This window comes from Bradyrhizobium manausense (genome assembly GCF_018131105.1).
Lineage (GTDB): Bacteria > Pseudomonadota > Alphaproteobacteria > Rhizobiales > Xanthobacteraceae > Bradyrhizobium > Bradyrhizobium manausense_B.
In genome coordinates this window covers 1-26,454 of record NZ_JAFCJI010000009.1, presented here as the reverse complement: position 1 = coordinate 26,454, position 26,454 = coordinate 1, and the positions used below count along the sequence as shown (strand labels likewise).

Genomic DNA, 26,454 nt, shown 5'->3' with positions numbered 1-26,454 from the left:
GCCCAAGCCCTCTCACCACAATCCGGGCAGCAGGCGGTAGCGCACCCGTGCTGCATAGTCCGGATAGCCGGGCAAGCCCGCCGTCAGCGTGCTTTCCTCGATGCGGATGCGAAGCGCAAGCAGCACGAGGAAGACCGGCGCGATCGCCAACCCCCACCACGAGCCGAGGATCAGTGGCACGCTGGCGAAGAACAGGACCATGCCGCTGTACATGGGGTGGCGGACATGGGCGTAAGGCCCGGTCGAGATCACGCGCTGCGCGCGCTCGGTCTGGAGCTTGACCACGGGTGCGGCGAACGAGTTCTCGCGAAAGACCCAGAGCGTAAACAAGGTCGAGGCGAGGAACAGCACGAATCCGAGCACCTGCCACGCGACGCTCATGTGGGACGCAAGCTGGCGCCGGTCGAGTCCTATCGCGACGAGCCAGCCCAGCATCGCCACGATGAATGCAACCATGAAGACCTTGTCGGCGGCCGGCTGATCTCTCTGCAGAACGGGCCGCATACGTTCGGCCAGAAGCGCCGGGTCGATCCGGTAGAGCCACCAGCCACAGAGCGGGCCGAGCAGAATGCAGGTGATGAGGAACACCCAGGCGCCGGGCCAATGCAGCGTGCCGGCGGACGCGAACAGCAGCGCGCCCATCCCGGCGGTGAAGAATGTGTTTTGCAACAAGAGGCGTGCGATCATGCGCGGTTCCCCGGGCAGTCTTGCACGAGTCTGGCTGCGCTATCCGGCAAAGATGCGGCCGGACGCGCGAAAGGCCCGGTCGTCAAGACCGGGCGATCCATCGCAGGCAGACGCGATCAGGCGAGCTGATCGATCCGCGTGCCCTGTCCCGGCGGTAGCGGCGCGGGCGGCGTCGGCTGATAGGTCGGGTCATTGTCCTTGGTCTTGGTCTGGTCGTCCTGCTGCTTGGTCGTGTCGTAGCTAGGGACCACGATCGTGACCGGCGGCGGCGCAACACTTGAAACGCTCATCCACAAATCCTCACAGATTGAACAATTGACCCTGCGCCGGAAGGGACGAAACTTCCGTCAAGCCGATCGTTAAAATGCAAGCGATCTGGTGCGATGGTGGAGGGCCGCTTTCGCGCCTCGCATTGCGCGGTGTCCGGTGCGCACAGCTCTCTCCGCGTCATTGCGAGGAGCTCTTGCGACGAAGCAATCCAGACTGTCGCCGCGGAAAGAATCTGGATTGCTTCGCTGCGCTCGCAATGACGGAATGTGTCGTGAGCTCGGCCTACTCGTCCTTCGGTCGCGTGATCGCGATTGCCGCATCGGTCTTGGTGCGCGTGCATTCCATGTTGAGGCGCTTGTAGCGCATCGTGACCTTGTCGCCGCGCAACAGGCCCATGCGTTTCAGGCAGCGCGTCGCGCCGGTCGTGGTGTCGTCCTTCGTCACCGTGAAGATGATCGCGGCCGCGGAGGCGACCAGATTATAGAACGCCGGCGTCGGCTTGCGGTCGCCCTTGGCATAGAGCTCGTTGGAATAGGTCTGCCCCTGCGCGCGGCAGCCGAGCGACAGCTCCTTTGCCGCCGGATGGGTCAGGTAGATGATGTTGGAGGCCTTGAAGTTGACCTTCAGCCCGTCGATACCGCTGGCGAGTTGCTTGGCGATATCGTCGCACTGATCCGCGCGCGCCGGCGCGGCGAGGGTCACAAGGCCGATGATTGCGGCGGCGACCAACATCGCGCCGCGGAGGTGCAGTCTGGAAATCATGATGAAAAGCCCCTTAGGGGACGCATTCAACCGTTGCCGCGCGTGAAGCGCAAGGGGTGCAACCCTGCTTGACGGGGGCACAACCACAGCCAGGCGCCGGCCGAAGGAGGGGACCGGAAAATCGCCTCCACGGTACCGAAACGGGATGCCCTGGCCGCGCCAGAGCGCCTTCCCTTTATGACAAAAATGCTTAGAACGCTTCTATCCTAGGCGCCTGCAAAAACGGCTCCAAAACGCGAGATTCGCACCATGAACGCTCCCACCGCCTTTCCCGACCCGTCCAAGCCCGTTCCGCCCTACAAGCACACCCCGCTGTTCCCGCTGGGCCAGGACGAGACGCCCTACAAGAAGATCACGGCCGAGGGTGTCCGGGTCGAGAAAGTCCTGGGGAAAGACATGCTGGTGGTGTCGCGCGAGGCGCTGCGGGCGCTGTCGGAGGCGGCTTTTGGCGACATCAATCACTATCTGCGCCCGGGCCATCTGAAGCAACTCCGCGCGATCCTGGAGGACGGCGAGGCGAGCCCGAACGACAAGTTCGTCGCGCTCGACTTCCTCAAGAACGCCAACATCGCCGCCGGCGGCGTGCTGCCGATGTGCCAGGACACCGGCACCGCGATCATCATGGGCAAGAAGGGCTGCAACGTCATCACCGACGGCGACGACGAGGCGGCGCTGTCGGAAGGCGCACGTGATGCCTATCTGCGCCGCAATCTGCGCTACTCGCAGGTCGCGCCCTTGTCGATGTACGAGGAGAAGAACACCGCCAACAACATGCCGGCTCAGTGCGAGATCTACGCCGAGGGCGACGACGCCTACAAGTTCATGTTCATGGCGAAGGGCGGCGGCTCCGCCAACAAGAGCTTTCTGTTCCAGGCCACGCCCTCGGTGCTGACCAGGGATCGGCTGCTCGCTTTCCTGAAGGAGAAGATCCTGACGCTGGGCACCGCCGCGTGCCCGCCCTATCACCTCGCCATCGTGATCGGCGGCACCTCGGCCGAGCTCTGCATGAAGACGGTGAAGCTGGCGTCCGCACGCTATCTCGATGCGCTGCCGACCCACGGCTCGCCTGACGGCAACGCCTTCCGCGACGTCGAGATGGAGAAGGAAATCCACAAGATGACGCAGTCGCTCGGCGTCGGCGCGCAGTTCGGCGGAAAGTATTTCTGCCACGACGTGCGCGTGATCCGCATGCCGCGCCATGGCGCTTCGCTGCCGATCGGGCTCGGCGTGTCGTGCTCGGCCGACCGCCAGGTGCTTGGCAAGATTACCAGGGATGGCGTCTATCTCGAGGAGCTCGAGCATAACCCGGCGCAATATCTGCCGCAGGTCGAGCAGTCGCTCGGCGGCGAGGTCGTCAAGATCGACCTCAACCAGCCGATGAAGGACATCCTTGCGACGTTCTCGAAGTACCCGACCAAGACGCGGGTCTCGATGACCGGCACCATGATCGTTGCGCGCGATAGCGCGCACGCCAAGCTGCGCGAGCGGCTGGAGAAGGGCGAGCCGCTGCCTGATTATTTCAAGAACCACCCGGTCTATTACGCCGGTCCGGCCAAGACGCCCGAGGGCTACGCCTCCGGTGCGTTCGGTCCGACCACCGCGGGCCGCATGGATTCCTTCGTCGACCAATTCCAGGCCGCCGGCGGCTCGATGGTGATGGTGGCCAAGGGCAACCGCGCGCCGGCCGTGCGCGAAGCCTGCAAGAAGTATGGCGGCTTCTATCTCGGCTCGATCGGCGGTGCGGCCGCGAACCTCGCCGAGCACTGCATCAAGAAGGTCGAGGTGCTCGAATATCCCGAGCTCGGCATGGAAGCGATCTGGCGCATCGAAGTCGTCGATTTCCCGGCCTTCATCATCATCGACGACAAGGGGAATGACTTCTTCAAGGAGCTGAACCTGGGCTAGGTCGCTCTTCACCTCGCCCCGCAAGAGCGGGGCGAGGAAGCAGCCTTACGCCCGCGCGCCGGTGAACGGGAAGCTTCCCATCGGGCCGATGCCCATCTCGCCGCTGATGCTGTCGCCGGCGACGATGCCGGTGAATTCGAGCGTGAGCGGCATCGGGTTGGTGATCGAGACCTTCCAGGAGACGCTGTCACCGTTGACGGTGCCGTCAAAAATCTCGGCGGTATTGCCTTCCGCGCCTTGCGTGCCCGTGAGCGTGCCGCCCGCAGCCTTCAGGCTCAGCGTCGCCTGGCGTTCGCCCATCGGTGTCGTCATGGTCAGATTCCAGTTGCCGTCCACGGCCATTCGCGTCTCCCCGAACATGATCCCGGCGGACTGCGATGATCCGCAGCCCGTCCTGGGTTGAGCCTATAGCGCAACTCGCGGTAGGTTCCTAACGCCCCTGAAGCGGCAATCAGGCGCGGGCGGCGGCGCGCCGGCGGCTGGTGACGACGAGCCTGAACACCACGTACTGCACGGCGAAGGCGAGCGCCTTGGCTCCGCCGGCGACCGCGGAGATGTAGAACGCCCACAGCTTCAGATCGCCGGTGGCAGCGACCGCGATCGTGCCGGCGCCGAGGACGAACATCAGCGCCGCCCAGGCATAGCCCGCAGCGGTGACATATTCCGGCGCGGTCTCGACCACGATCGGCGGCATGTAGCGCAGCATCCAGCCGCGCTTGAGCATGATCACGCCGATCGCGAAATGCGCGATCGCGGGCTTGGCCAGCATGAAGCGGGGATCGTTGGTGAGCAGCGTGACTGTCCCGAGCACGATGACGAGCGCCACGCTCGCATAGGTCATGTAGCCGAGCTCGCGTCCCTTGACGCGCGCGTAGATCACCTGCGCGATCGCGCCCGCAATCGCAACCGACGTCGCCAGGATGACGTTGTCGGTGACGAGGTAGATCACCAGGAAGACGATGGCCGAGAGGAAGTCGGAGGCGAGGCGGGCGAATACGTCCTTCATTGTCGGTCCTGTCTCACTGGGCTTCGGGCAGCGCGCCGGCGGGCGCACCATGCTTGATCTGGCGATATTCGGGATACCACTTGGTGAAATAGATCGCGCTGTTGCGGGCGGCGAAGGCGACCGCGAGGCCGAGCCAGACCGGCAGGCCGGGGAAGTAGAGCAGCACGATGTTGGCGGCCATCATCAACAAGGCGGCCACGGTCCATGCGCCGGTGATGATGTAGTTGGCGGTGAGGAAGCCGGGCATCGCCGCAGTTTCGGCCGGAACGGACTCCATCGCATATTGCAGCGTGAAGGGCCGGCGCACGAGCATCGAGCCGAGCGAGATGATGAAGACGCCGATATCGACCGAGAGCTTGACGCCGAGCGTGCCGAGCGAAGGATTGAGCAGCGCGAGGTAGAGGCCGATGGCCGCGAACAGGATCGCCGAGCCCGCGGCCAGGATCTTCACCGAGCGGCCATGGGCGACGTCGATCGCGATGGTCGCGAGGCAGATCGCGGAGGCCGCGAACACACTGACCGTAGCGGAAGTCATGAACATCAGGACGGTGTAGACGCCGTAGGGGGCAAGGATCAGGAAGATCGTCATGGTCGCCTCGGTCGAACCAATCTTTACGATGTCAAGATTGATAATTCAGGCCCAATGCACGGTCAAGCGAAATCTTTACAGTGTCAAAATGACGTGAATGACCTCTAAAAATTGAATGGTCGCAATGGCTTGATCCGCCAATTCATCGGCGACGGCAGCCCAGGGCAGGCGCGACAGGACGGTCAGCGCACCAGAGATCAACAGGCCGATGGTCAGGAAGATGCTGCCGCCGCGGCAGATCATGAACCTGACCGAACCCGGCGTCGCGTACATGCCGAGCGGATGCAGCAGCCGCGACAGCACCAGCGCGCCCATCAGCAGGTGAATGCGTGTGGGCGATGCGCCGGACATTTCGAGAAACGCGACCATCAGCGTGATGATGGGGACGTATTCCATGAAGTTGCCATGGGCTCGGATCGCGCTGCGCAGGCCTTCGTTGCCGCCGTCGTTGAACGGCGCCCCGCTGCTCCGCCGCAGCCGGATCACCTGCAACGCGAGCGCGGCGTAGATCAGCGCGAGGATGGCGAGATAGTTCGCCGTGACGGTGGGGACGTGCATGCGAAGTCTCCCTGATGACATCGCAATGGCGTGGCGGGGAGAACTACTGCGCTCCCACCCAATTGCCGTGGAATCCGTCCGGCACGCGATGGCCGAGCTGGACCAGCGCGGCGGGACCGGCCTCGATGTCGGTGGCGTTGAACACGGCGAGGTCGCTGCGGTTCTCTCGCGCGCGCCAGACAACGGCGAGCAGCCAGCCATCGCCCTCGGGCGCATCCTTCGATCGCTCGACGAACACGGGCTCGGAGATGGTGTCGCCGGCCGGCAGCAGATATTGGCCGAGCCGCTTGCCGGTGCCGTCGACATGGACGATGCCGGAGAGCGCGCCGAACATCGGCAGTCGCGGATTGGCGCAGGCATACCAGCCGTGGCGGCTCTTCAAGCCGGCGCGGCGATCGTCGATGCGCGGGAATTCGCCGGTGAGATCGTCGAGATAGGCCTGCTGGAAGCGGTCGGTATTCCCTGAGAGATCGAAGGTCCAGCGGCAGTGGCGTGCGCGCGATTTCTCCGGATCCGTCGGCCGGCCGTCTGGATGCGGAAACAGCGGAGCCTCTTCGAACTGCATGACGTCGGCGACGATGCGGCCTCCGTCTTCCCACGCATTCATGATGTGGAAGACGTAGCAGGCGTCACCGCGGAACCAGACGATGTCCTTTGCCGTGCCGTTGCGCTTCATCACGCCGACATAGGCGCCTTTCTCGGGCTCCCAGGCATAGGGCGGCTTGCCGCTCATCGCGCGCTCCATGCTGCCGGTGAGGGGCAGGATCGGAAACAGCACGTGATTTTCGGTGACGATGAAATCGTGCACCATGCTGGCATAGGGCGTCTCAAAACGCTCGAAGCGCGTCACCTTGCCGCTCGCATCGATCGATCCATAGGAGAGGGCGGGCGTCAGCGGTCCTGCCGCGTTGTAGCCGAAGAACACCAGCTCGCCCGTCACCGGATCGACCTTCGGATGCGCGGTGAAGGCACCGGCGATGCGGCCCTGATAATTGTCGTAGCCGCGTGTTGCCAGTGTGCCGGGCTCGATCTCGGTCGGCAGATGTCCCTCCTCGAGCGCGAGCAGCTTGCCGGCATGGAAGACGATGTTGGTGTTGGCGACGCCGCCGTCGGTGAGGTGGGCGGGCGCACCCGGCAGCTTGCGCCCGAAGCCGCCGAACAGCGCGCGGCCGGCATCGTGCTCGGCGAGCCATTTCGGCGTGCGGACCCAGCGGTTGCGGTAGGACGCGCGCCCCTCTTCGAGATGGAAGGCGTGCAGCATGCCGTCGCCGACGAACCAGTGTGCGCCGGGGGCGTCGAACTGCGGATTGGGGCCGTTGCGATAGAGCGTGCCGTTCAGCTCGCGCGGCAATTCGCCGACGATCCTGAGGAACGGTGCGTCCGCCTCGAACGGAATCGGCGCGATGTTGTTGCGGCGCTCAGTGGTCGCATCCTGCTGCACGGCGTGTCCCTCCCTATCTTTACATCGTAAAGATGGCATAGAGGCGATCGCGACTTCCGTCAAGTGAAATCTTTACACTGTCAATATTGCGTCATATAGCTTGCAAATGGCCAAGAGAGACACCACCGCCGAAACCGCGCGTCGCCCGCGCAACCCGAGAAAGACATCGCCAACATCGCGTCCGGCGCGCCCCCCCGCGAGCGCGAAGACCGAGACTCCCTATCACCATGGCGCCTTGCGCGAGGCGCTGCTTCAGGCGGCCGAACGGGTGCTGGAGCGCGACGGCCTCGCCGGCCTGACGCTGCGCGCGGTGGCGCGCGAGGCCGGGGTCTCGCATGCCGCGCCGACCCATCATTTCGGCGATCTCACCGGCCTCGTCAGCGAACTCGCGGCGATCGGCTTTCGCCAGTTCAATGCGGCGATGGCCGCGTCATGCGACGCGGCCACCTCGCCGCTGCAGCGGGCACTGGCGAGGCCCAAGGCCTATGTCGCCTATGCAGAGGCCCATCCCGGCATGTACGGGTTGATGTTCCGCACCGAGCGGCTCGACTATTCCAGGCCCTCGCTGCACGAGGCCGCGGAATCCTCGTTTGCCGGATTGGCCAATGCCATCGGCGCGATGCGGCAGGAGCCGATCACCGGCAAGGCGCTGACGATCGAGCAGGGCGCCGCGATCGCGCGGGCCTGGTCGATGGTACACGGCTTCACCATGCTGCTGCTCGACGGCCGGCTCGGGGATATCTTGGAGCGGCTGCCTGATGGCACGACGGCCGAGCAGCTTCTGGAAGCGATCCTGAGGTCGACGGTGGCAGGGAAGCTGCCAAGCACCTGATCGGACGGAACGTTCGCAACCCCTCGCCATGAACCCTTGCCGTGCTCGGGCGTTGACGCCCCATGGCAAGATCATCGCGCGCGCCCTGGAAACGTCAAAACCCGCGCAAGCGGGCCGGCAAGACGTCGAAACATCTCACCTCCGCGCAGAAATCGGCGGCGAAGGCGCGCGCCCGCCGCGCCGGACGCCGCTATCCCAACCTCGTGGACAACATGCGCATGGCAGCGAAGAAAACCACCAAGGCCAAATCCTCCAAATCCCGCACGAAGAAAGCCGTGAAGAAGACGCGCAAGACCACCGCGCGCAAATCCACATCGCGGAAGACCGCAAGGACACGCAAGCGCCGTGCATCGGCCACGGAAAAGGATCCGCGCGGCGGCCTGACCGCAGCGGGCCGCAAGGCCTTTGCGCGCAAGCAGGGCGCTCATTTGCGGCCGGGCGTCACCAAACGGGAATCCGAGATGACGCCGCAGGAGATGCGGCGCAAGGGCAGTTGGGCCGTGCGCTTCTACGGCCGCGCGAAACTGCCACCTCTGGTCGATGCCGAGGGCCAGCCGACGCGGCATGCGCTGTCGGCCCACGCCTGGGGTGAGCCGGTGCCGAAGACAGCGGCGGCCGCGCGGCGCATCGCGGCCAAGGGCGAGCGCTTGCTGGCCCGCTATCGGCGTATCAAAGAAAGTGCTTGATCATACGAGATGCCGCGGAACTCGCAGCCTTGCACATTCTTCACTGTGGGCAAGCATCAAACCCGGTCCGGATTAGCCTGACAGCAGCGCGGAATCGTTCTAGAAGAGCGGCTTCGCTTGGGCCCATCAGGCCCTGTTCGCGTCCTCATTTCTCTCGATCATGCCAGTCACCGCCTCAAGCAAATCCTATCGCGTCGGCCGCTCCAAGACCGGACTCGGCCTCTTCGCCACCATGCCGATCAAGAAGGGCACCCGGATCATCCGATATTTCGGGCCGATCCTGGACTGCCGCATTCCTGCGCAGGACGACATCGAGAACAAATATCTGTTCGAACTCAACGGTCGCTGGACCATTGACGGCTCGGTGCGCAAGAACCTTGCCCGCTACATCAACCATTCCTGCCGGCCGAACGCGGAATCGGACGTTCGCCCGCGCGAGCGCAAGGTGTTCATTCGCGCGATCAAGAACATCGAGCCGGGTGACGAGATCAACTACGACTACGGCACCGATTATTTCAAAGCCTATCTGAAGCCGATCGGCTGCAAGTGCGCCTCCTGCGAAAACAAGCGCAAGAAGCAGCGCGCCGAAGCTCGGGCTGAACGCGCCAAGGTGAAGGCACGTGCGGAGCGCAAAGCGCAGAAGGCGGGCGCCAAGAGCGCAAACAAGAGCGCCAAAAAGCAGAAGCTCAACGGCAAGCATTTCAACGGCAAGGCGGGCCGGGCGAAGGCGTAACTTCTGCTTGGCCGCCGCCAGGTCAATCCGGGCCGGGTGCGATCACGTCTTGTTCGATCTGCCCGCGTCCAATGCGGTCCGAACGGCCGAAGCGAGCTCGGCCGGCCTGAACGGCTTGCGCAGAAACGGCGCGGTTCCCATGGCCGCCTCCAGGGCCGCCGAGTCGGCGTAGCCGCTGACGAACAGAACGGGCAGGGACGGCTGCACCGCCCGCGCCGCCTTCACGACCTCGGCACCGTTGGTGCCCGGCATCGAAAAATCGATGATCATCAATTGCGGATCGACTGACCTCTGCATGGCAAGCGCCGCGTTGCCGTGATCGGCTTCGTGAACGATGTATCCGATTTCCGAAAGAAAGCTGGTCATGAGACCGCGGACGTCGTGATCATCGTCCACGACCAGAATGCGCTCGGCATGTCCGCTTTCAGCCGCCCCATGAGCTTCTGCAGTCGTCTCGGCATTGCCGATCGCCCGGCGCAGTGAGAGGAGAATTGAGGTACCTTTGCCGACCTCGCTCTTGATGTCGACGTCGCCGCCCATCTGGCGCACCAGTCCGTAGACCTGTGACAATCCAAGACCCGTTCCCTTCCCGGCGGGTTTGGTGGTGAAAAACGGATCGAAGGCGCGTGCAATCACGTCGGGCGGCATGCCTGTGCCGGTATCCGCGACTGACAGCACGACTTTGCGATCGTCGACTTCGTCGCAGGTTGTGGTGATCGTCAGGGTGCCGCCCTCGGGCATCGCGTCCCGCGCGTTGATCGCCAGATTGAGCAGGGAGACTTCAAGCTGGTTGTGGTCGGCTATGACAAATGGCGTGCTCGCATCGAGATCGGTCTTGATCGTGACATTGGCCCCGAGCGACTGGTTGAGGAGTTCGTATGCGTCCGTGATCAAACGATTGATGTCGATGGATTGGGTTGCGAGCTTCTGGGTTCGCGAAAACGCCAGCAATTGCGCGGTCAGTTTCGAGCCACGCTCGGCGGCCTTGAAGGCATTTTCGGCAAGTCTCGAAATGCGCGGCTCGGTGGCGCGGGCGCGGATCAGGTCGAGATTGCCCACAACTGCGGTCAGAAGATTGTTGAAATCGTGCGCAAGTCCGCCCGTCAATTGTCCGACGGCTTCCATCTTCTGGGCCTGCAACAGCGCGGACTCGGCCTTCTGGCGCTGCGCAACTTCCTGACGCAGCTTGCGGTTCGCTTCTTCCAGCTCCGTGGTGCGTGCCTGCACCTGCTTGTCGAGCGTGGCGTTCAGCGACCGCAAGGCGTCTTCGGAACGTCGGACCCGCAGAAGGGCATTGATCGCGGCGGCCAGCTCGAGCGGTTCGGCGGGCTGCACGAGGTAGGAATCGGCGCCGGCATTCAGCCCGCTCACGCGGTCCTCTGATGTCGTGAATGTTGCCGACGTCTGCAGCACCATGACTTCCGGCCACTTCTTCTTGATGAAGGCGCAGACATCGAATCCGCTGATGTCAGGCAGCTGAACGTCGAGCAGCACGACCGGGGGCTTGTGTTGCTCGATCAGGCGGAGCGCTTCCGCGCCGGTCTGGGCCTCGATGACGGCAAAGCCTGCGGCCTGCAGGTCGCGCGTCTTCACATAACGTTGCGATTCGAGATCATCGACATTCACGATGAGGATTTTTTCGCTGACGCTCATGGCACACCTTGAACGGCGTCGCGCAGGAACGAGGATACGCTCTCGCGGGAAATCGCATTCTTGGAGATCAGCCGCACGTGCTCCGGCAGTCGCGACCTGAGCGCGCCGTCGATCGTCATGGATGTCGAAATGACCACGGGGATGGTATTCGTACGATCATCGGCAGCCAGCTCCTGGAGGACGGTGAAACCGTCCACCGCGGGCATCTGCAAGTCGAGCACGATGACGTCGGGCCGCTTCTCGCGCGCCAGCCGCAATCCTTCCTCCCCGCCGTCCGCCTCCATGAACTCGTAGCGCGTCTCGTTTCCGACGATCTGACGCATGACGTAGCGGAACGTCTCGTCATCGTCGATCAGCAGCACGCTCTTGCTTTCGTCGGCCGACGGCGCCGGCCATTCGCGATTGGGGTCGCCGAGCGAGGCAGGAATCTTCAGGGAGAAAACCGAGCCCTGGCCCGGACTGCTTTCGACGGTGAGGTCGCCGTTCAACAGCCGTGCCAGAGAACGCGACAGAGGCAGGCCGAGGCCGGTGCCTTTCACTCTCTTCTGCAGTCTGGTGTCGACCTGCGAGAACTCCTCGAAAATGCGCTCATGGTGCTCAGGTGCGATTCCGATACCGGTATCGCGAACGGAGAAGATGATGCTGGCGCCCTTTTCGCTCGTGCGCGCGGTCACCCGCACTTCGCCTTCCTCGGTGAATTTCAGCGCGTTCGAGATCAGGTTGCGCAGGATCTGCGCCACCTTGGCCTCATCGGTATAGAGTGGCGGCAGGTCTTTCGGCGCGTCGAACAGCAATTCGACGGCCGTGCTGGTCAGCAGCGGCTTCAACGCACCGCGCAATGCGCCGAACAGGCTCGTGACCGCAAACCGGACCGGCTTGATCTCGGCCTTGCCGGCCTCGACCTTGGCGAGATCAAGCATGTCGTTGACGAGGTCGAGCAGGCTTTCAGCCGATCGTCTGATGTAGCCGACCTGACGTTCCTGCTCCGGCGTCAGGTCGCCGTCGATGCGGTCGAGCAGGAGGCGCGACAGCGCCAGCACCGAATTGAGCGGCGTCCGGAACTCGTGGCTCATGTTCGACAGGAACCGCGTCTTCAATTCGCTCGCCTGGCGCAATTGCTCGGCTCGGCCGTCGAGCTCGGCATAGAGCGCGACCACGCCGCGGTTGGTATCGCCAAGCTCCTGGTTGAGCTGCTGGCTCTCCTCCTCGCGCCGTCGCAGCTCCTCCAGGCTCTGCATCAATTCGCGGTTCTGCTCGCGCAGAGCGGCGAGGGGATCGGACGACGTGTCCTTCTTCAGGCTGGATACGATTTCGGTCAACCTGGAACGTGGCCATGGCGGAACGCGGTGCGGGAGTTTGTGTCCGACCTCCACAGTCGTCCCTGCGCCGGGCCTGGAATCGATACTGAACGTGTCCATGAGCCGCCGTGCGCCGATCAGGCCGAGCCCCATCCCGCTTGGCGAACGGTATTGCCCATCGAGGATGAGCTGGAGATCGGCGATGCCCGGCCCGTGGTCGCAGATGCGAATGGCGAAACGCTGCGGTGTGGTGGTGGAATCGAGAATGAACTCGGCGCGGCCGCCGCCTGCGTAACCGTAGGCATTGCGCGCGAGCTCGGAGACCGCAGTTGCGATGCGGGTCTGATCCTGCCGGTCGAAGCCCAGGAGATCGGCGACGCGGTGGGCGCGCTGGCGGACTGCGACGACATCGCTCTCGTTCTCGATCGGCACCGTCACGATGGGCCATGATTTTGAAGATGCCGCCATGAGCCTCACCATTTGGCCACGAGCACGGTCGCGTCGTCGCGATGCCGGGTGAAGTCACGGTAGAGGATGGCCGCGATCAGCGACGGGTGTCTTGCAGACAGGTTCGGGTAGCGATCCACCATGACATTCGACGCCAGCCCGTCGGAATGCAGGATGACCAGGCCATGCGTGAACGTGTAGTCGAAAGCCCGGATCTTCCTCGTGTTGAAGCCCGCAGTCCCGGCCATCGACACCATCCGCTTGGTCTCGCCGGCGGTCAGGATGATGCCGGCGACGTTGCCGATCCCGGAGAAGTTGATGTTCCCGATGGCAGGATCGAAGCGTGCGATCGAGACAGCCGCCCCCCGCGTGGCGCGAAGACCACCGTGGATGTAGTCGATCAGGTTGGCGACGGTGTGGCCGTTATAGCGTTGGAAGAGCCGAACGGCCTCGACGGCCGCTTCAGCGGCTTCCGGCCCGTGCCCCAGCCCGTCGGCCACCATGAGCGTGCGCACGTCTCCCGTGTTCGACACGCTCCAGGCATCGCCGCAGACATCCTCTCCCGCCTTGGGAACGGACACGCCGCCCCAGGTCGGGACGGTCGGCGGCTTGCCGGCAGGAAGGGCTTCGGGCGCGACGCGGGCCAGCACAGCGGTGCCAATTCCGGGCCACGAACCGACGTCGACGAAGTGAGATTGTCGCACCACGGCGCCCAGCCCGCGCCCCGCCGTGCCCGCACTGGAATACCCGTCTTCGAGGCATGCCGCGACATTGGTCATGCCCTTGCCCTTGTCGAGCGCGATGATTTCAATCCCCTGGCTTTCATTGTCCTCATAACTGCCGACGAGAATTTCCCCGCCAGAGCCATGCTTGACGAGGTTGGTTGAAAGTTCGGTCGCGACCAGAGCGAGCTTGCCGGTGTCGGTTTCGTTGAAGCCCACGCGGTGCGCGAGATCGGTGGCTGCCCGCCTTGCCTCCGCGACGCCGCTCTGATCGTTGACGCCGACCGATTTCATGATCACTTCCAACGTGCGATGACGACTTTGGTGCCCTCGCCAGGCTTGGAGGCGATGGAAAATTCGTTGCTGAGCCGCTTCGCGCCGCCGAGGCCGAGGCCCATGCCCTTGCCTGATGTAAAGCCGTCCTTGAGGGCCTGTTCGATGTCGGCAATGCCCGGGCCTTTGTCGTCGAACGTCAGCCGAACTCCGCGCCGGCCGCCCTGGTCGACGATTTCGGCGGTCACTTCACCGCCGCCGCCATAGTCGAGCGTATTGCGCGCGAGCTCGCTGGAGGCGGTAACGATCTTGGTCTGATCGACCAGGCTCAACCCGACCTCGACCGCGAACGTTCGTGTGAGTTGCCTCACCCGAACCACGTCGTCCGAGATCCTGATCTCGATCTGCTCAGTCTTCGTCGTCGGCATCGTCTGCCTCCGACGCGGAGAGGCGGCCTTGAATCATCGCCATTCCACGCTCGACGTTCAGCGCGGTCTTGACGCCGGTCAGCGACAGGCCGAGTTCGACCAGCGTGATGGCAACGGCCGGCCGCATCCCGACGACGACCGTATCGGCATCGAGGATACGCGAAACGGCGGCGATATTGTCCAGCATCCGACCGATGAAGCTGTCTACGACCTCCAATGCGGAAATGTCGATGAGCACGCCCCGGGCATTGTGCGTGACGATCCTGCTGGTGAGATCTTCTTCCAGCGCGGTCGCCAGCCGATCGTGCATGTCGACCTGGATGGTGACGAGCAGGGCGTTGCCGAATTTGAGGATAGGGATGCGATCCATCGTCAGGCGTCCTGCCCGCCGATCTTGCTGGTCGAGAGCGTTGCGCCCTCGATCCTCTTCTTGACCACGGCGCGACCGGTCTGGCGCAACGCGACCGCGAAGGCGTCGGCCAGCGTCGCCTTGGAGATGACATTCAGTTCGACGCCGAGATGCACCATGGTCTGCGCGATCTGAGGCCGGATCCCGCTGATCAGGCAGTCGGCTCCCATCAGGCGGGCTGCCGCGACCGTTTTCAGCAGATGCTGGGCTGTGAGTGTGTCGACGGTCGGTACGCCGGTAATGTCGATGATCGCAATCTCTGCCTCGGTGTCGACGATCGTCTGCAGCAGATTTTCCATCACGACCTGGGTTCGCTGGCTGTCGAGCGTCCCGATCAGTGGCAGGGCCAGAATTCCCTCCCAGAGCTTCACGACGGGTGTTGACAGTTCGGCGATCTCGCGCTGCTGACGGACGATGACCTCTTCGCGGCTCTTCTGGAATATTTCGAGCGTGAACAAGCCAAGCTCATCCAGCAGCAGCGTGGTCGACCACACGGTCGTCGCGATCTGGTCGGCCGAGAGCGCGCGATCGCGGTTCAATGCGTTGAACAACGGTTGCTTCAGCGAAAAGATGAACGTCGCGGTCTCGCTCGGCGAAAAGCCCTGCAATGCGCGCGATCGGGAGAGATCGGCCAGCATCGCTTTTGCCGGTTCGTAGGCTGGATTGGCCGCGTCAGCCCCGGCCTGGGCGAGGGCGTCGCGAAACAGATGGAGAAAATTCTTCGACTGCGACTGCAGTTCGCCTTCCGAGATCCGGCCGGTGTGGAGCGTGCCGGCCTTCTTCTGCAATTCGATCCATTCGGGAAGGATGGTTTGCTCGTTTCGCGAAACGAGCGATGCGACGTCACTTACGACCTGCCCAGCCATTATTTTCTCCTTCAGCACGCACGAATGCGTCCACTCAACCGCGCAGGCGATCGTCGGGGAATTCCTGCGCCCCGCCTGCATCTCACTGAATCAGTTGGAAGTCCCGCCGTCGGCGACGACGCATTCCCCCTCGGCCCCTAAAGCCGAGCCCAACTCGACCATCAGCGGAACGCCCCCTGGAACCAATGGTTCCTAAATTTCGGGAACTTTTTGACGCCGCGGTCTTGTGTTCACTTTTGAACATTTCGGCGATGGGGCCGGGCGACACAGCGTGTCAAGCGCCGCAACCCAAAATATTCTTATTTACCGAATTTCGGTTTTGTAGTATCGCTTGTTCCGTCCTGGCCCGTCAAAAGGGGCGTTTCGCGATCGTCACGAGCGCAGGCCAGGCGGCGGTGGACGCGGCAGCGTCGGCGCGCGACGTGATGGCAGGGCGGGCGATCCCCGTGAGACGTTGCGATCCGCGGTACGACACGGCGCAGTAACAGCGGCCTCATTGGCATCGAAGGCGAGCACACGCCAGCTTTCGAGGGCCCGGTGGGACCGTCCGCGGACGGAGAAGTCGTGTGGTCCTGGCGCCCGGAGTCTGTGCGTCAAGCCTTGCGGTGAGGTGTGCAGCCCGACCGGGCGCGCTCTTCAGCCATCCGTGAGACGACGGGGGCAATAGTGCATCGCTCCCCGGGGAGAGCACGAAGGAAGCCGTTAAAACCACCGCGCAGGGAAGGCCGAACCTCGGCTGACCTGTCGTCCAACCCGTGTGCATTCCCTTGCGCACGGACCACGGGTGCCAGCCGGCGCCCGGCCTTCCCTGCACCCTCTTTCGAAAGAGGTGCGGCACGTTGAAGCAAAGCTCGGGCGAAATGCGCCGCGAGAACGCGAATGTATGCCTACAAGGAGATGCAAGTTGAGAGACCGACGCCGTCTCCGCACGTTCCGTCATTGCGAGGAGCGCAGCGACGAAGCAATCCAGACCGTCCCCGCGGAGGGATTCTGGATTGCTTCGCTGCGCTCGCAATGACGGCGTGGAGAGGGGTGTGCGCTCTACTTACCGCTCGCGCCCCGGACGCAGCGCGCCCGGGATACGAGCGCCTCACGCTGCCACCACACGCCCGCTCTTCCGCAAGCCCAGATATTGCAACTCCGCGAACACGCCGGTTGCGATCGCCTGTGCCACGACCATCAACTCGCCGGTGAGGTTTGGCGACACCGCGCCCGAGAACAGCAGGGCGATGCTGCCGACTGTCCAGGCGGCATTGCCGACTACGACCAGCAGCACGAGCGCCTTCGGCACCACTGTGCGCGAGGCAAGCCAGCCGACCAGCGCGGTATAGGCAATCAGGAACAGGCCGGTTTCGCGCAACAGCGCCTCGGGCAGGTTGAACAGCGTCGCGAACGCGCCGGCGGCGAAGGTGAGGCCGATTGCGGAGAGGCCACTGAAGACGGTGTCGGCGAGCAGGGCGCGGCGCAGGAAGGTGGATGCATCGATCATCGGAGGTCTCCGTGGTTGGGTTGGGCTTGAGTGGACTTGGGGTGAACTCAATGCAGTCCGCACCACCAGGCACGGAGCAGGCGGGCGAGGCGGAACGGGCAGAGGCTGCTGGCGACGCTGTGCTCGAAGGCGGTGACCTGCGCGACGACATAGTCGCCGGTCGAATGCACCAGCGGCTCGGGCATGTTGAGCCCACGCGCCAGCATCCGGGCCGCGAAGGTTATGGCCCAGGGCACGAAATGGTCAGCGAGAAAGCGGTAGAGCAGCAGCGCGATCATGGTCATCTCCAGTCGTGACCGAAGATGCGCCGATGCGGGGCCCAATTCGATTACCTCAGGGGTAATCGTTGGGCCAATTCACATTCGTTCAAAGGCGATGGACCGTTATTGCGGCCAGAGGCCGATCAAACCTCGAAAGTCCCAAGTCGGGAGATCGTCGCGTTCGAGTAGGGCGACGGTTGTATGACCGTGAAGATGGCATTCGGAAACGCCTTCCAGACGGCGAGATCGTGTCGGGTAATTTCGACGGGGCCGTAGTGCGAGCGATGCTCGCCCGGTTCGCGGGGTTCACCGACATCGGAAAATCGTAGTCGGAGAATGCGATGCTTCGGCAAGGGGAGTGGTGGATGAAATCGTTTGGCGACGGCCAATGGCTCCTGGCTGATGACCGTAGATGTCTCTGGTGCTGGAAGGTCGGGTTGACGGCCCGCTTCAACGATCGCCGGTGGGGTTTGCGGTGAAACCCGGTCATCGCCAGATGCGGCGTGATGTTCCGAAGAGATATTGCCCGCGCTGGTTGCTGAAGCCGGAATCAACTTCGATCGCGGTAACGCCAATGCGCTCCAGTCAAAATGCTCGGGAAGGTCGGCTTGCTCGTCCTCCATGAGGGCGGGGCAAGATGTGTTCGCGCTCTCGTTCATGACGTCCGTCGTGATAGCACTCTACGCTCGCTCAATGATCTCAAGTCCCGCCCATTCCGCGATAACGAATAGCTGCCTGGTCGATGCAACATCGAAGCGACAGATGCTATGGCCAAACATAGATATTGGCCAGTTGATCGGTACGCAATTTGATCGCCGCAGTTAATCGTGGGTCGGGATTAGCCCGGAGGGCGCAAGAAAATCAGTAACGACTGCCGTCGCTTTTCTGACGAGCTATCCATTGCGACAGGGTTTGCGGTCCGGGTCGCGATGCCGGCGTCGTTCGTTTTGGTCGCGGCGAGGAGGCGCCGGGCTTTGCAGGCGGGGCGGCGACCGCAGCGGCGGCCTCTTTCTCGAGTCGGAGCTGCCTCAACCGAACCATCTTGTCGCGCTCGGCCTCCAATTCGGTGCTGTCGGAGAGCAGCTTTCTGTGCTGAGGATCCTCGGCCTGGACCACGACGGCGATGACGGAGGTTTCGCCAAGGGCCCTGCAGGCCTCAAGCCGATGCAGTCCTTCAACCAGAACGAACTGGTCTTTGTCGACCCGAACGGAAATGGGAGCTTGCTGGCCCGTCTCGAGAATGCTTTCCGCGAGCTCACGAACGCGCGCCGGCTGGAGCGTCCTGCCTCTTTTCGCTGGAATATGGATCTTTTCGATCGGGAAGCTTTCCGCTTTCGCCATAGCTTCTGCTCCCTTCACTCAGGCCGTCGCGCGCGATGACGGTAGCCGATATCCTAAGGGCGGGCGAGCGGAAGAGGCAACCCGTTTCGGCTCAGCCTCAAGGCAGCTTGTGATGGAACCATCATCGTCTTGATGCTGCACGCCGCACATCGCTTGTGCAACGCAAAATCGACCTGAGGTAGCGATCCCAAATTGATGCGTGCGAGAAAATCCAGCAAAGGACAGTTTACTCCGCGGCAATTGGAGAGTTAAGTTTCTTATCCCTTTTGGTAACGAGTGGGGGAATGTCTCATGACTGCTTTCCAAGCCAAGCTGGAACGCTTTGAAGACCTGGCGGCTGAATGCGAGTTGATTGCAAGCCGCGTGCAGGAGGGAGAGCGTGGGCTGTATCTGAGGCTGGGCGAGCGCTATCGCACTCTTGCAAGTGATGTGCGGGCGCTGATCGCCACATTCGACGGTGCAGCCTGACCACAGTCGGCCAGAGCATCCGCAAACTTCTTCAGTACCGCGGAGGCCCGACACCAAGCAGGCGGAGTGGGGAATTCAGCACCCCGCCTGACGCGGATTTCAGACATTGACGCCCGGGGATTTTAGGCCTCGGGGGTTTTTCTGCGGCCCTGGTTGTAGCCTCCTCCATTCTCCGATCGGACCTGGCCTCATGGCCTGCTCCTGGCCGACCACGGCCGGGAATTGCGGGCGCTTGATGGCGTCGATGTCGATTACTGAATAAAATCAGCCTGTTGCCTTAAATTCGGGTTCTGTGAATTTGCGCCGCTCGCCAAATTAATTACAGGCGGAAAAACTCGCGTAACGCGCGTGTGACCACTTTTCCGAAGGGCGTCCTAATGCTATTCCAAGAAATAATTTAATTTATTTTTAACTATTTACGGTGGCGCCTTGAAGTACACCGACACATTGCCGTCGATCGGCTCGGATCACCAATCCCTTCATTTCGGCCCCGTTTCGGCTGCCGATGATCGGCCCACGGGCAGCGTTGAAATTCCCGACGCGCATCTGTTGTTCTCCGGCAACTTTGAGCGTATGGGCGCCGACCTGATCCTGTCGGACGAGCTTCATCGGGTGATCGTCCCGAATTATTTTCGCGACCACGTGCGCCCATTGCTCGTTTCTCCGGAAGGAGCGCCACTCGACCCCGGCGTTGTCGACGCTCTGACGGGGCACACCCATTATGCGCAGGCCGGCGCGCCAGCCGCCGGCGGCAAGGTCGTCGGCCACGTCGTCAAGATGACCGGCAGCGCAAGCATCGTCCGCAACGGCGTGACGATCGTCGCCAATGTCGGTGATGTCGTCTACCAGAGCGACGTGGTGCAGACGGGCAGCGGGTCGACCCTTGGTCTGGTGCTCGACGATGGCACGACGTTCAATCTTTCCGCCAGTTCGCGGTTCTTGTTGAACGAACTGACCTACGACGCCAGCAGCACTTCCAACAGCTCGCTGATGACGCTGGTTCAGGGCGCCGCCAGCTTCGTGGCGGGGCAGGTTGCAAAGACCGGCGATATGCGGGTCGCAACGCCTACCGCCACGATCGGCATTCGCGGCACGGCCGTGATTCTCGATGTGTCTGCGACCGATGGAAAGGTGTCAGTCTCCGTCGTCGATCAGCAGGACGGTCAGGTGCATGCCGTTCAGGTTTTCAACACGGCCGGCGTCTTGATCGGAACGGTCACGAGCAACGGATCGACGCTGACGCTGACGCCGACCGCAAATTTCGACGTGATTGCTCAGCAGAGCAACAAGACGACAGATCAGGTCGCGCAGGAATTCAGTGCGTTCCAGCAAGTGCTGAGCACGTATGATTCCGGCAAGCAGATGTTTCCAAATCTTCCCCAGCACACCGAGAACAAGGATCAGAACAACAACAACCCGAGTCCGAATAGCACGACAAAGTTCGCCGGCAGTCCGCCGCTCCAGCCGCCCGGTACCGAGTATCATCCACCGGCCGGAACAACCACCGTTCAACCCTCGGGCGCGACGACGTCGACAGCTGTCGTCACGGTCAATCCGTCTGACACGAGCACGGGCTTGCCGGCGACCAAGGTTGTTACGGCCGATCCGATCATTATCCCGGTCAAGCTGTCGTCGATACCGTTTGTCGTCACACCGCCGAGCGTAGCGGCGATCACCTCGGGGGCGGGAGATCACATCGGCCCGGTCATGAGTGCCAATGGTGACGTGGTCTACGATCCCGACGGCGCCATCTATTTTTTCAGCCGCGAAACGGGCACGACCACCACAATTGCCTCTCCGTCAGGCGGCTGGAGCTACGGCACGCCGACGATCAGTTCCGATGGCCGGTATATCGTCTATCAGGGATCCGACGGTAGCGGGAGCTTCGTGTTCGTCTACGGCACGGACCCGTCCGATCCGGCGCATTATCATGTCCAGACCCAGCTGGCGCCGGGAAGCGCTCCCGCCGTCAATGGCGACGGCAGCTCGATCGTGGTCGAGCAGGGTAACGGCAATATCGCGATCTACGATTTGCAGGGCAGTCTGACGGCCGTGATCACGCCGGCCGCCGCCGGAAGCTCGGGGGCGCTTTGGAAGCCCGCAATCAGTGCCGACGGCCATGTCGTTGCGTTCTGGCATTCAGTCGCAGCGGTGTCCGGAGGAGCGGGTCAACTCGACGTGCTCGACCTGTCGACAGGAGGAATTACCCCGATCGGGAGCACTGCCATCGGTGCCGGCACGGCGCCCCCGTCCGTCAGCGCCGACGGCCACCTGGTCGCGTACCAGAGCACCGACAGCGCCGGCCATTCCGAGGTTTATCTCTATGATCTGAACGCCGGCGCGGTCGTATTCCATACCTCGAGCGCCTCAGGCAGCAATTACAGTCCCGTGCTGAGCCCCGACGGGCATTTCATCGTCTTTACCAGCGACGCGCAGCTGACGTCGGCCGATCACAACGGCTTTGCCGACATCTATGTCGTCGATGTCACGAACCCGGCTTCACCCGTCTACAAGCTGGTTTCCGATGGTGCGAGTGCTGCTTCGAATGGCGGCGCGGCCATCAGCGCCGGCGGCCAGTACGTCGCCTTCGGCAACAGCAACAATATCTTCTTTGCCGACCCCACCTCGGGCCTTAGCGCCATTATCCTGGAAACAGCGAAATCGCCGGCCGTGCTGACCGCGAACGGTTCGATCGCGATTACCGGCGACTACACCGGTGTCGATATCAGCGTGACCGATCAGTTTGGCAATTCGACGCCAAATTTCAGCGCAAGCTTTGATTCCGCCGGACACATCAATTGGACGTTCAGTGAATCGAAGAGCGACTTCGCCGCACTCGCTTTCGGTGAGGATGCCACCCAGGAATTCATCATCAAGCTGTCAGCCGACAATGGCACCATCACGATACCCGTTTTCGTGACCGTGCATGACGGCGTGCAGCCGAAGACCCAGACCGTGGATGCGGCTCCGGTCGCAGCGCCGGTCACGCTCGCGCAGGGTCAGCAGGGCACTTCGTATACGATCACGTCGGCGGCGTTGCTTGGGGGTGTCGCCGATATCGACGGACCGTCGCTGACCATCACATCGCTGGCGATAAAGAGCGGGGGCGGCAGTCTCGTCCCGAACGGTGGTCTGACATGGACCTATACGCCGGATCCCGGATTTAGCGGTCATGTCGTGTTTGACTACACGGTGTCGGATTCCATCAAGTCGGCCGCTTCGATCGCAAATCTCAACATTGCGCTGCCGCTTGTGATTACGTCGATCAGCCCGGACAGCGGTGTGGCTGGAGACTTTGTCACCAACGGTACAGCACTGACCGTTTCGGGGACCAACGGCACACTGTCGGCCGGCGAGAAGATTCAGATCAGCAGCGACGGTGGCGTCACGTGGAGTGATGCCACTCAGACGTCGGGATCGACATGGAGCCTGGCCGATCCGGCCGTGCACATCTCGAATTTCTCGTATCAAGCGCGTGTCGTCGATTCCGCCAACAACACCATCAACGCAGCGGTTCAGGCGATCACGATCGACACGGCTCCGCCGGTCGTCGCGATCACGAGCGGCAGCGGTCTGACCAATCAGGCCAGCCAGATTATTGCTGGAACAGTGGATCTGGCTGACGCAGGCACGACCGTGATCGTGTTCGATAATGGCCAGTCCGTCGCCGGCGCCGTGGTCGGTGCGGATGGAAGCTGGAGCACGGTCGTTTCCCTGTCTGAGGGGAGCAATAGCCTGGTTGCCCAGGATACCGACGTTGCAGGCAATGTCGGTATCAGCAACACCATTGTCATTTCGCTCGACACGACGCCTCCGACCGCGGTCGCGACCGTCACGGCGCTGAGCCAGGACAGCGGCAACTCGTCGACCGACTTCAATACCAACGTCGCCTCGCAGACGATCAGCGGGACCTACACCGGGGCGCTCGGCTCGGGCGAGGTGATCCAGGTCAGTGCCAATGGCGGCGCGACTTGGGTGACAGCGACGGCATCGGGCGGCAATTGGTCGGCATCCGGGGTCGTGTTGTCGCCCGGTGCCGGTCTGCTGTCGGTTCGCACGATCGACCCGGCAGGGAACACCACGCCGGGCACGGGCCCCGCTTACGTGCTGGATCAGACCGCGCCGACCGCGATAGGGACCGTCACGGCGCTAAGCTCCGACACCGGCAGCTCCGCGAGTGATTTCGTCACCAACGTCGCATCGCAAACCGTGAGCGGCACCTATACGGGTGCCCTGGCTTTCGGCGAAACGATTCAAGTTAGCGCAGATGGTGGCACGAGCTGGGTCACCGCGGCCGCCAATGCAACCAACGGCACGTGGTCGGCTTCCGGGATAACGCTGGCGGCTGGTGGAAGCACGCTGTCGGTCCGCACGATCGACCTTGCGGGCAATATCAAGGCTGGGACGGGCCACAGCTATGCCTTCGACACGGTCGCGCCGTCGGCGGTGGCGGCGGTGACGGCGCTCGGTTCGGACAGCGGAACCTCCCCGAGTGATTTCGTCACCAGCATCGCGTCACAGACCGTCAGCGGTACCTATTCGGGCGCCCTCGGTAGCGGCGAGTCCATCCAGGTCAGCGCTGATGGCGGCACAACTTGGGTGACTGCGGTCGCCAATGCGTCGAACGGCACCTGGGCAGCGTCCGGGGTGACATTGTCGGCCACCGGGAGCGTGTTGTCGGTTCGGACGATCGATCTCGCGGGCAACACTCTCACCGGAACGGGGCACGCGTACACGCTGGACACCAGTGCGCCGTCAGCGGTTGCGACGGTGACGTCACTCGGTTCGGATAGCGGCAGTTCGTCGGGCGATTTCGTCACCAATGTCGCATCGCAGACGGTGGCCGGAACGTATGTGGGCGCTCTGGCGCCAGGCGAGTCGATTCAGGTCAGTATCGACGGCACGAACTGGGTGACCGCAAACGCGACAGGCGGCACATGGTCGGCGCCCGGGGTGATCCTCTCCAGTGGTGGCAGCTTTCTGTCGGTCCGCACCATCGACCTCGCTGGCAATGTTGCCGCGGGTACCGGCCACAGCTACACACTGGATCAGACCGTCCCGTCCGGCGGCATACCGGATCTGATTGCGAGTTCGGATTCCGGCTCCTCCAGCGGCGACAACACCACCAACGTATTGGCCCCGACGTTGACGGTTGCGCTTGGTCCCAGCGTGGCGGTGGGGGATACGGTCCAGCTGTTGCTCGGTGGGGCGTCGTTCTCGCATCCTCTGCTGCGAACGATCACCGCAGGCGATATCGCGGCCCAAAGCATCGGTTTCACGGTGACCTCCGGTGATCTCGGAGCTGATGGGCTGAAACTGATCTCGGCCCAATTCACCGATCAGGCGGGCAATAGCTCGACCACTAACGCCCTGACGATCACGCTCGACACAAGCCCCCCCGTGCTGGCCATCAGCAACTCGGGCGGCAATACCAATCAATCCCTGCAGACGATTAGCGGAACCGCGGATCCCGCTGACGCGGGCTTGATCGTGACCGTGCTGGACGATGGCGCCTCGGTCGTCGGCCACGCAACCATCCAGGCCAACGGTAGCTGGAGCACGGACGTTACGCTGCACAGCGACGCCAACAGCCTGACTGCGCAGGCAACTGATGCTGCCGGCAACCAGGGCGTCAGCAACACTGTGACCTATACGCTGAACACCAACGCCCCGACCGGCGGTACGCCGGACCTGGTGTCAGCATTCGATTCCGGCATTTCCAGCAGCGACAACACGACGAACGTAACCGCACCGACTTTCACGGTCGCGCTCGGCGCCAACGTCACCGCAGGAGATACGATCCAGCTGTTGCTCGCCGGATCGCCGTTCGCCCATCCGGTGTTGCACACCATCACCGCAGCGGAGATCAGCGCCCAGAGCGTCAGCTTGACGGTGACCGACGGTGATCTCGGTCCTGACGGTGTCAAGTCGATCTCTGCAGAGCTCAGCGACGGCTTCAGCAATACGTCGACGACCGCAGCCCTTGTCGTCACGCTCGACACGGCCGCACCGACGGTGAGCACCGAGGCGATCACCAGCGCGACGGGCGCACAGAACAACACGCTCAATGCCGGCGACGTCGTCAGCGTCACGGTGACGTTCAACGAGGCGGTCACGGTGACCGGCACGCCGCAACTGGCGCTGAACATCGGCGGCACGACGGTGCAGGCCAGCTATGCCACGGGGACCGGCGGCAACCAGCTGGTGTTCACCTACACGGTCCAGGCCGGCCAGACCGACGCCAACGGCATCAGCATCGACGCCAATGCGCTGAGCCTCAACGGCGGCGCGATCACGGATGCCGCCGGCAACGCGGCAGTGCTGACCGCAGCCGCGGTGGTCGACAATGCCAGCTTCAAGGTCGACACGGCCGCACCGACGGTGAGCAGCGAGGCGATCACCAGCGCGACAGGCGCACAGAACAACACGCTCAATGCCGGCGACGTCGTCAGCGTCACGGTGACGTTCAACGAGGCGGTCACGGTGACCGGCACGCCGCAGCTGGCGCTGAACATCGGCGGCACGACGGTGCAGGCCAGCTACGCCACGGGGACCGGCGGCAACCAGCTGGTGTTCACCTACACGGTCCAGGCCGGCCAGACCGACGCCAACGGCATCAGCATCGACGCCAATGCGCTGAGCCTCAACGGCGGCGCGATCACGGATGCCGCCGGCAACGCGGCGGTGCTGACCGCAGCGGCGGTGGTCGACAATGCCAGCTTCAAGGTCGACACGGCCGCACCGACGGTAAGCACCGAGGCGATCACCAGCGCGACCGGCGCACAGAACAATACGCTCAATGCCGGCGACGTCGTCAGCGTCACGGTGACCTTCAACGAGGCGGTCACGGTGACCGGCACGCCACAGCTGGCGCTGAACATCGGCGGCACGACGGTCCAGGCCAGCTATGCCACGGGGACCGGCGGCAACCAGCTGGTGTTCACCTACACGATCCAGGCCGGTCAGACCGACGCCAACGGCATCAGCCTCGATGCCAACGCGCTGAGCCTGAACGGCGGCGCGATCACGGATGCCGCCGGCAACGCGGCGGTGCTGACCGCAGCGGCGGTGGTCGACAATGCCAGCTTCAAGGTCGATACGGCCGCGCCGACGGTGAGCACCGAGGCAATCACCAGCGCGACGGGCGCGCAGAACAACACGCTCAATGCCGGCGACGTGGTCAGCGTCACCGTGACCTTCAACGAGGCCGTCACGGTGACCGGCACGCCACAGCTGGCGCTGAACATCGGCGGCACGACGGTGCAGGCCAGCTACGCCTCGGGGACCGGCGGCAACCAGCTGGTGTTCACCTACACGATCCAGGCCGGTCA

General features: G+C 63.3%; 24 protein-coding genes. 6 read left to right on the top strand and 18 right to left on the bottom strand.

The window, feature by feature from the left end:
• Positions 1–12: 12 nt before the first annotated feature.
• The 3 genes from JQ631_RS31390 to JQ631_RS31380 form a co-directional block, all read right to left on the bottom strand.
• A complete protein-coding gene (locus JQ631_RS31390) occupies positions 13–687 on the bottom strand; it encodes a methyltransferase family protein (protein ID WP_212333717.1) in 675 nt (224 codons plus the stop codon).
• Positions 688–803: 116 nt separating this feature from the next.
• Positions 804–977, bottom strand: coding sequence for a hypothetical protein (locus JQ631_RS31385; protein WP_212333714.1), 174 nt, complete (start codon positions 975–977; stop codon positions 804–806).
• A 262-nt stretch (positions 978–1,239) separates the two neighbouring features.
• Entirely contained in the window at positions 1,240–1,719 is a 480-nt protein-coding gene (locus tag JQ631_RS31380) for a hypothetical protein (RefSeq protein WP_212333711.1), read from the bottom strand.
• A 249-nt stretch (positions 1,720–1,968) separates the two neighbouring features.
• Between JQ631_RS31380 and JQ631_RS31375 the strand changes: the two genes are divergently transcribed.
• Complete coding sequence (locus JQ631_RS31375) at positions 1,969–3,624, top strand: fumarate hydratase (protein WP_212333708.1); 1,656 nt, start codon at positions 1,969–1,971, stop codon at positions 3,622–3,624.
• Between the two features lie 45 nt (positions 3,625–3,669).
• On the opposite strand, the gene JQ631_RS31370 is transcribed toward JQ631_RS31375, so the two are convergent.
• The 5 genes from JQ631_RS31370 to JQ631_RS31350 all read right to left on the bottom strand — a co-directional run bounded on the left by JQ631_RS31370 (position 3,670) and on the right by JQ631_RS31350 (position 7,218).
• Positions 3,670–3,966, bottom strand: a complete 297-nt coding sequence (locus tag JQ631_RS31370; protein WP_212333705.1) for a hypothetical protein — start codon at positions 3,964–3,966, stop codon at positions 3,670–3,672.
• A 109-nt stretch (positions 3,967–4,075) separates the two neighbouring features.
• On the bottom strand, positions 4,076–4,630 hold the full coding sequence (locus JQ631_RS31365; protein WP_212333702.1) for an inner membrane-spanning protein YciB: 555 nt from the start codon (positions 4,628–4,630) through the stop codon (positions 4,076–4,078).
• Between the two features lie 13 nt (positions 4,631–4,643).
• On the bottom strand, positions 4,644–5,219 hold the full coding sequence (locus JQ631_RS31360) for a hypothetical protein (RefSeq protein ID WP_212333699.1): 576 nt from the start codon (positions 5,217–5,219) through the stop codon (positions 4,644–4,646).
• A gap of 75 nt (positions 5,220–5,294) precedes the next feature.
• Positions 5,295–5,777 (bottom strand): MAPEG family protein, encoded by a 483-nt coding sequence (locus JQ631_RS31355; protein ID WP_212333696.1) that lies wholly within the window; start codon positions 5,775–5,777, stop codon positions 5,295–5,297.
• A gap of 43 nt (positions 5,778–5,820) precedes the next feature.
• Positions 5,821–7,218 carry a carotenoid oxygenase family protein gene (locus tag JQ631_RS31350; protein WP_212333693.1) on the bottom strand — a complete coding sequence of 466 codons (1,398 nt, stop codon included), beginning with the start codon at positions 7,216–7,218 and terminating at the stop codon, positions 5,821–5,823.
• A gap of 106 nt (positions 7,219–7,324) precedes the next feature.
• Here JQ631_RS31350 and JQ631_RS31345 point away from each other — a divergent pair, with 106 nt between their 5' ends.
• The 3 genes from JQ631_RS31345 to JQ631_RS31335 all read left to right on the top strand — a co-directional run bounded on the left by JQ631_RS31345 (position 7,325) and on the right by JQ631_RS31335 (position 9,469).
• On the top strand, positions 7,325–8,050 hold the full coding sequence (locus JQ631_RS31345; protein WP_212333691.1) for a TetR/AcrR family transcriptional regulator: 726 nt from the start codon (positions 7,325–7,327) through the stop codon (positions 8,048–8,050).
• Between the two features lie 62 nt (positions 8,051–8,112).
• Positions 8,113–8,736: a DUF6321 domain-containing protein gene (locus JQ631_RS31340; protein ID WP_212333688.1), complete on the top strand. Its 624-nt coding sequence runs from the start codon at positions 8,113–8,115 to the stop codon at positions 8,734–8,736.
• 160 nt (positions 8,737–8,896) lie between these two features.
• Positions 8,897–9,469, top strand: coding sequence for an SET domain-containing protein (locus JQ631_RS31335; RefSeq protein ID WP_212333685.1), 573 nt, complete (start codon positions 8,897–8,899; stop codon positions 9,467–9,469).
• A gap of 42 nt (positions 9,470–9,511) precedes the next feature.
• On the opposite strand, the gene JQ631_RS31330 is transcribed toward JQ631_RS31335, so the two are convergent.
• From JQ631_RS31330 to JQ631_RS31285, 10 genes are all read right to left on the bottom strand, one after another.
• The gene (locus JQ631_RS31330; RefSeq protein WP_212333682.1) at positions 9,512–11,122 is read right to left on the bottom strand and encodes a response regulator; all 1,611 of its coding nucleotides are present in this window, start codon (positions 11,120–11,122) and stop codon (positions 9,512–9,514) included.
• The gene (locus tag JQ631_RS31325) at positions 11,119–12,888 is read right to left on the bottom strand and encodes an ATP-binding protein (protein ID WP_249161344.1); all 1,770 of its coding nucleotides are present in this window, start codon (positions 12,886–12,888) and stop codon (positions 11,119–11,121) included. Before JQ631_RS31325 ends, JQ631_RS31330 begins: the two co-directional genes overlap by 4 nt.
• Before the next feature lie 5 nt (positions 12,889–12,893).
• The gene (locus JQ631_RS31320; protein ID WP_212333677.1) at positions 12,894–13,883 is read right to left on the bottom strand and encodes an ATP-binding SpoIIE family protein phosphatase; all 990 of its coding nucleotides are present in this window, start codon (positions 13,881–13,883) and stop codon (positions 12,894–12,896) included.
• A gap of 2 nt (positions 13,884–13,885) precedes the next feature.
• Positions 13,886–14,290 carry an anti-sigma regulatory factor gene (locus JQ631_RS31315; RefSeq protein WP_212333674.1) on the bottom strand — a complete coding sequence of 135 codons (405 nt, stop codon included), beginning with the start codon at positions 14,288–14,290 and terminating at the stop codon, positions 13,886–13,888.
• Positions 14,271–14,660 carry an STAS domain-containing protein gene (locus tag JQ631_RS31310; protein ID WP_212333672.1) on the bottom strand — a complete coding sequence of 130 codons (390 nt, stop codon included), beginning with the start codon at positions 14,658–14,660 and terminating at the stop codon, positions 14,271–14,273. Before JQ631_RS31310 ends, JQ631_RS31315 begins: the two co-directional genes overlap by 20 nt.
• A gap of 2 nt (positions 14,661–14,662) precedes the next feature.
• Positions 14,663–15,565: an STAS domain-containing protein gene (locus tag JQ631_RS31305; protein ID WP_212333670.1), complete on the bottom strand. Its 903-nt coding sequence runs from the start codon at positions 15,563–15,565 to the stop codon at positions 14,663–14,665.
• A 1,090-nt stretch (positions 15,566–16,655) separates the two neighbouring features.
• Positions 16,656–17,054, bottom strand: coding sequence for a hypothetical protein (locus tag JQ631_RS31300; RefSeq protein ID WP_212333668.1), 399 nt, complete (start codon positions 17,052–17,054; stop codon positions 16,656–16,658).
• 47 nt (positions 17,055–17,101) lie between these two features.
• Positions 17,102–17,332 carry a hypothetical protein gene (locus JQ631_RS31295; RefSeq protein WP_212333666.1) on the bottom strand — a complete coding sequence of 77 codons (231 nt, stop codon included), beginning with the start codon at positions 17,330–17,332 and terminating at the stop codon, positions 17,102–17,104.
• 125 nt (positions 17,333–17,457) lie between these two features.
• On the bottom strand, positions 17,458–17,973 hold the full coding sequence (locus tag JQ631_RS32445; protein WP_249161342.1) for a hypothetical protein: 516 nt from the start codon (positions 17,971–17,973) through the stop codon (positions 17,458–17,460).
• Between the two features lie 202 nt (positions 17,974–18,175).
• On the bottom strand, positions 18,176–18,655 hold the full coding sequence (locus JQ631_RS31285; RefSeq protein ID WP_212333663.1) for a ParB N-terminal domain-containing protein: 480 nt from the start codon (positions 18,653–18,655) through the stop codon (positions 18,176–18,178).
• Positions 18,656–18,946: 291 nt separating this feature from the next.
• Here JQ631_RS31285 and JQ631_RS31280 point away from each other — a divergent pair, with 291 nt between their 5' ends.
• Both JQ631_RS31280 and JQ631_RS31275 read left to right on the top strand, forming a co-directional pair.
• Positions 18,947–19,123 carry a hypothetical protein gene (locus tag JQ631_RS31280; protein WP_212333660.1) on the top strand — a complete coding sequence of 59 codons (177 nt, stop codon included), beginning with the start codon at positions 18,947–18,949 and terminating at the stop codon, positions 19,121–19,123.
• 429 nt (positions 19,124–19,552) lie between these two features.
• A partial coding sequence (locus JQ631_RS31275; protein ID WP_212333658.1) for an Ig-like domain-containing protein occupies positions 19,553–26,454 on the top strand: 6,902 nt, incomplete at its 3' end.

Excerpts from the sequence above, each read along its gene's own strand:
- JQ631_RS31390 (WP_212333717.1), bottom strand. The coding sequence starts at position 687 with ATGATCGCACGCCTCTTGTTGCAAAACACATTCTTCACCGCCGGGATG.
- JQ631_RS31385 (WP_212333714.1), bottom strand. The coding sequence starts at position 977 with ATGAGCGTTTCAAGTGTTGCGCCGCCGCCGGTCACGATCGTGGTCCCT.
- JQ631_RS31380 (WP_212333711.1), bottom strand. The coding sequence starts at position 1,719 with ATGATTTCCAGACTGCACCTCCGCGGCGCGATGTTGGTCGCCGCCGCA.
- JQ631_RS31375 (WP_212333708.1), top strand. The coding sequence starts at position 1,969 with ATGAACGCTCCCACCGCCTTTCCCGACCCGTCCAAGCCCGTTCCGCCC.
- JQ631_RS31370 (WP_212333705.1), bottom strand. The coding sequence starts at position 3,966 with ATGGCCGTGGACGGCAACTGGAATCTGACCATGACGACACCGATGGGC.
- JQ631_RS31365 (WP_212333702.1), bottom strand. The coding sequence starts at position 4,630 with ATGAAGGACGTATTCGCCCGCCTCGCCTCCGACTTCCTCTCGGCCATC.
- JQ631_RS31360 (WP_212333699.1), bottom strand. The coding sequence starts at position 5,219 with ATGACGATCTTCCTGATCCTTGCCCCCTACGGCGTCTACACCGTCCTG.
- JQ631_RS31355 (WP_212333696.1), bottom strand. The coding sequence starts at position 5,777 with ATGCACGTCCCCACCGTCACGGCGAACTATCTCGCCATCCTCGCGCTG.
- JQ631_RS31345 (WP_212333691.1), top strand. The coding sequence starts at position 7,325 with ATGGCCAAGAGAGACACCACCGCCGAAACCGCGCGTCGCCCGCGCAAC.
- JQ631_RS31340 (WP_212333688.1), top strand. The coding sequence starts at position 8,113 with ATGGCAAGATCATCGCGCGCGCCCTGGAAACGTCAAAACCCGCGCAAG.
- JQ631_RS31335 (WP_212333685.1), top strand. The coding sequence starts at position 8,897 with ATGCCAGTCACCGCCTCAAGCAAATCCTATCGCGTCGGCCGCTCCAAG.
- JQ631_RS31330 (WP_212333682.1), bottom strand. The coding sequence starts at position 11,122 with ATGAGCGTCAGCGAAAAAATCCTCATCGTGAATGTCGATGATCTCGAA.
- JQ631_RS31325 (WP_249161344.1), bottom strand. The coding sequence starts at position 12,888 with ATGGCGGCATCTTCAAAATCATGGCCCATCGTGACGGTGCCGATCGAG.
- JQ631_RS31320 (WP_212333677.1), bottom strand. The coding sequence starts at position 13,883 with ATGAAATCGGTCGGCGTCAACGATCAGAGCGGCGTCGCGGAGGCAAGG.
- JQ631_RS31315 (WP_212333674.1), bottom strand. The coding sequence starts at position 14,290 with ATGCCGACGACGAAGACTGAGCAGATCGAGATCAGGATCTCGGACGAC.
- JQ631_RS31310 (WP_212333672.1), bottom strand. The coding sequence starts at position 14,660 with ATGGATCGCATCCCTATCCTCAAATTCGGCAACGCCCTGCTCGTCACC.
- JQ631_RS31305 (WP_212333670.1), bottom strand. The coding sequence starts at position 15,565 with ATGGCTGGGCAGGTCGTAAGTGACGTCGCATCGCTCGTTTCGCGAAAC.
- JQ631_RS31300 (WP_212333668.1), bottom strand. The coding sequence starts at position 17,054 with ATGATCGATGCATCCACCTTCCTGCGCCGCGCCCTGCTCGCCGACACC.
- JQ631_RS31295 (WP_212333666.1), bottom strand. The coding sequence starts at position 17,332 with ATGATCGCGCTGCTGCTCTACCGCTTTCTCGCTGACCATTTCGTGCCC.
- JQ631_RS32445 (WP_249161342.1), bottom strand. The coding sequence starts at position 17,973 with ATGAACGAGAGCGCGAACACATCTTGCCCCGCCCTCATGGAGGACGAG.
- JQ631_RS31285 (WP_212333663.1), bottom strand. The coding sequence starts at position 18,655 with ATGGCGAAAGCGGAAAGCTTCCCGATCGAAAAGATCCATATTCCAGCG.
- JQ631_RS31280 (WP_212333660.1), top strand. The coding sequence starts at position 18,947 with ATGACTGCTTTCCAAGCCAAGCTGGAACGCTTTGAAGACCTGGCGGCT.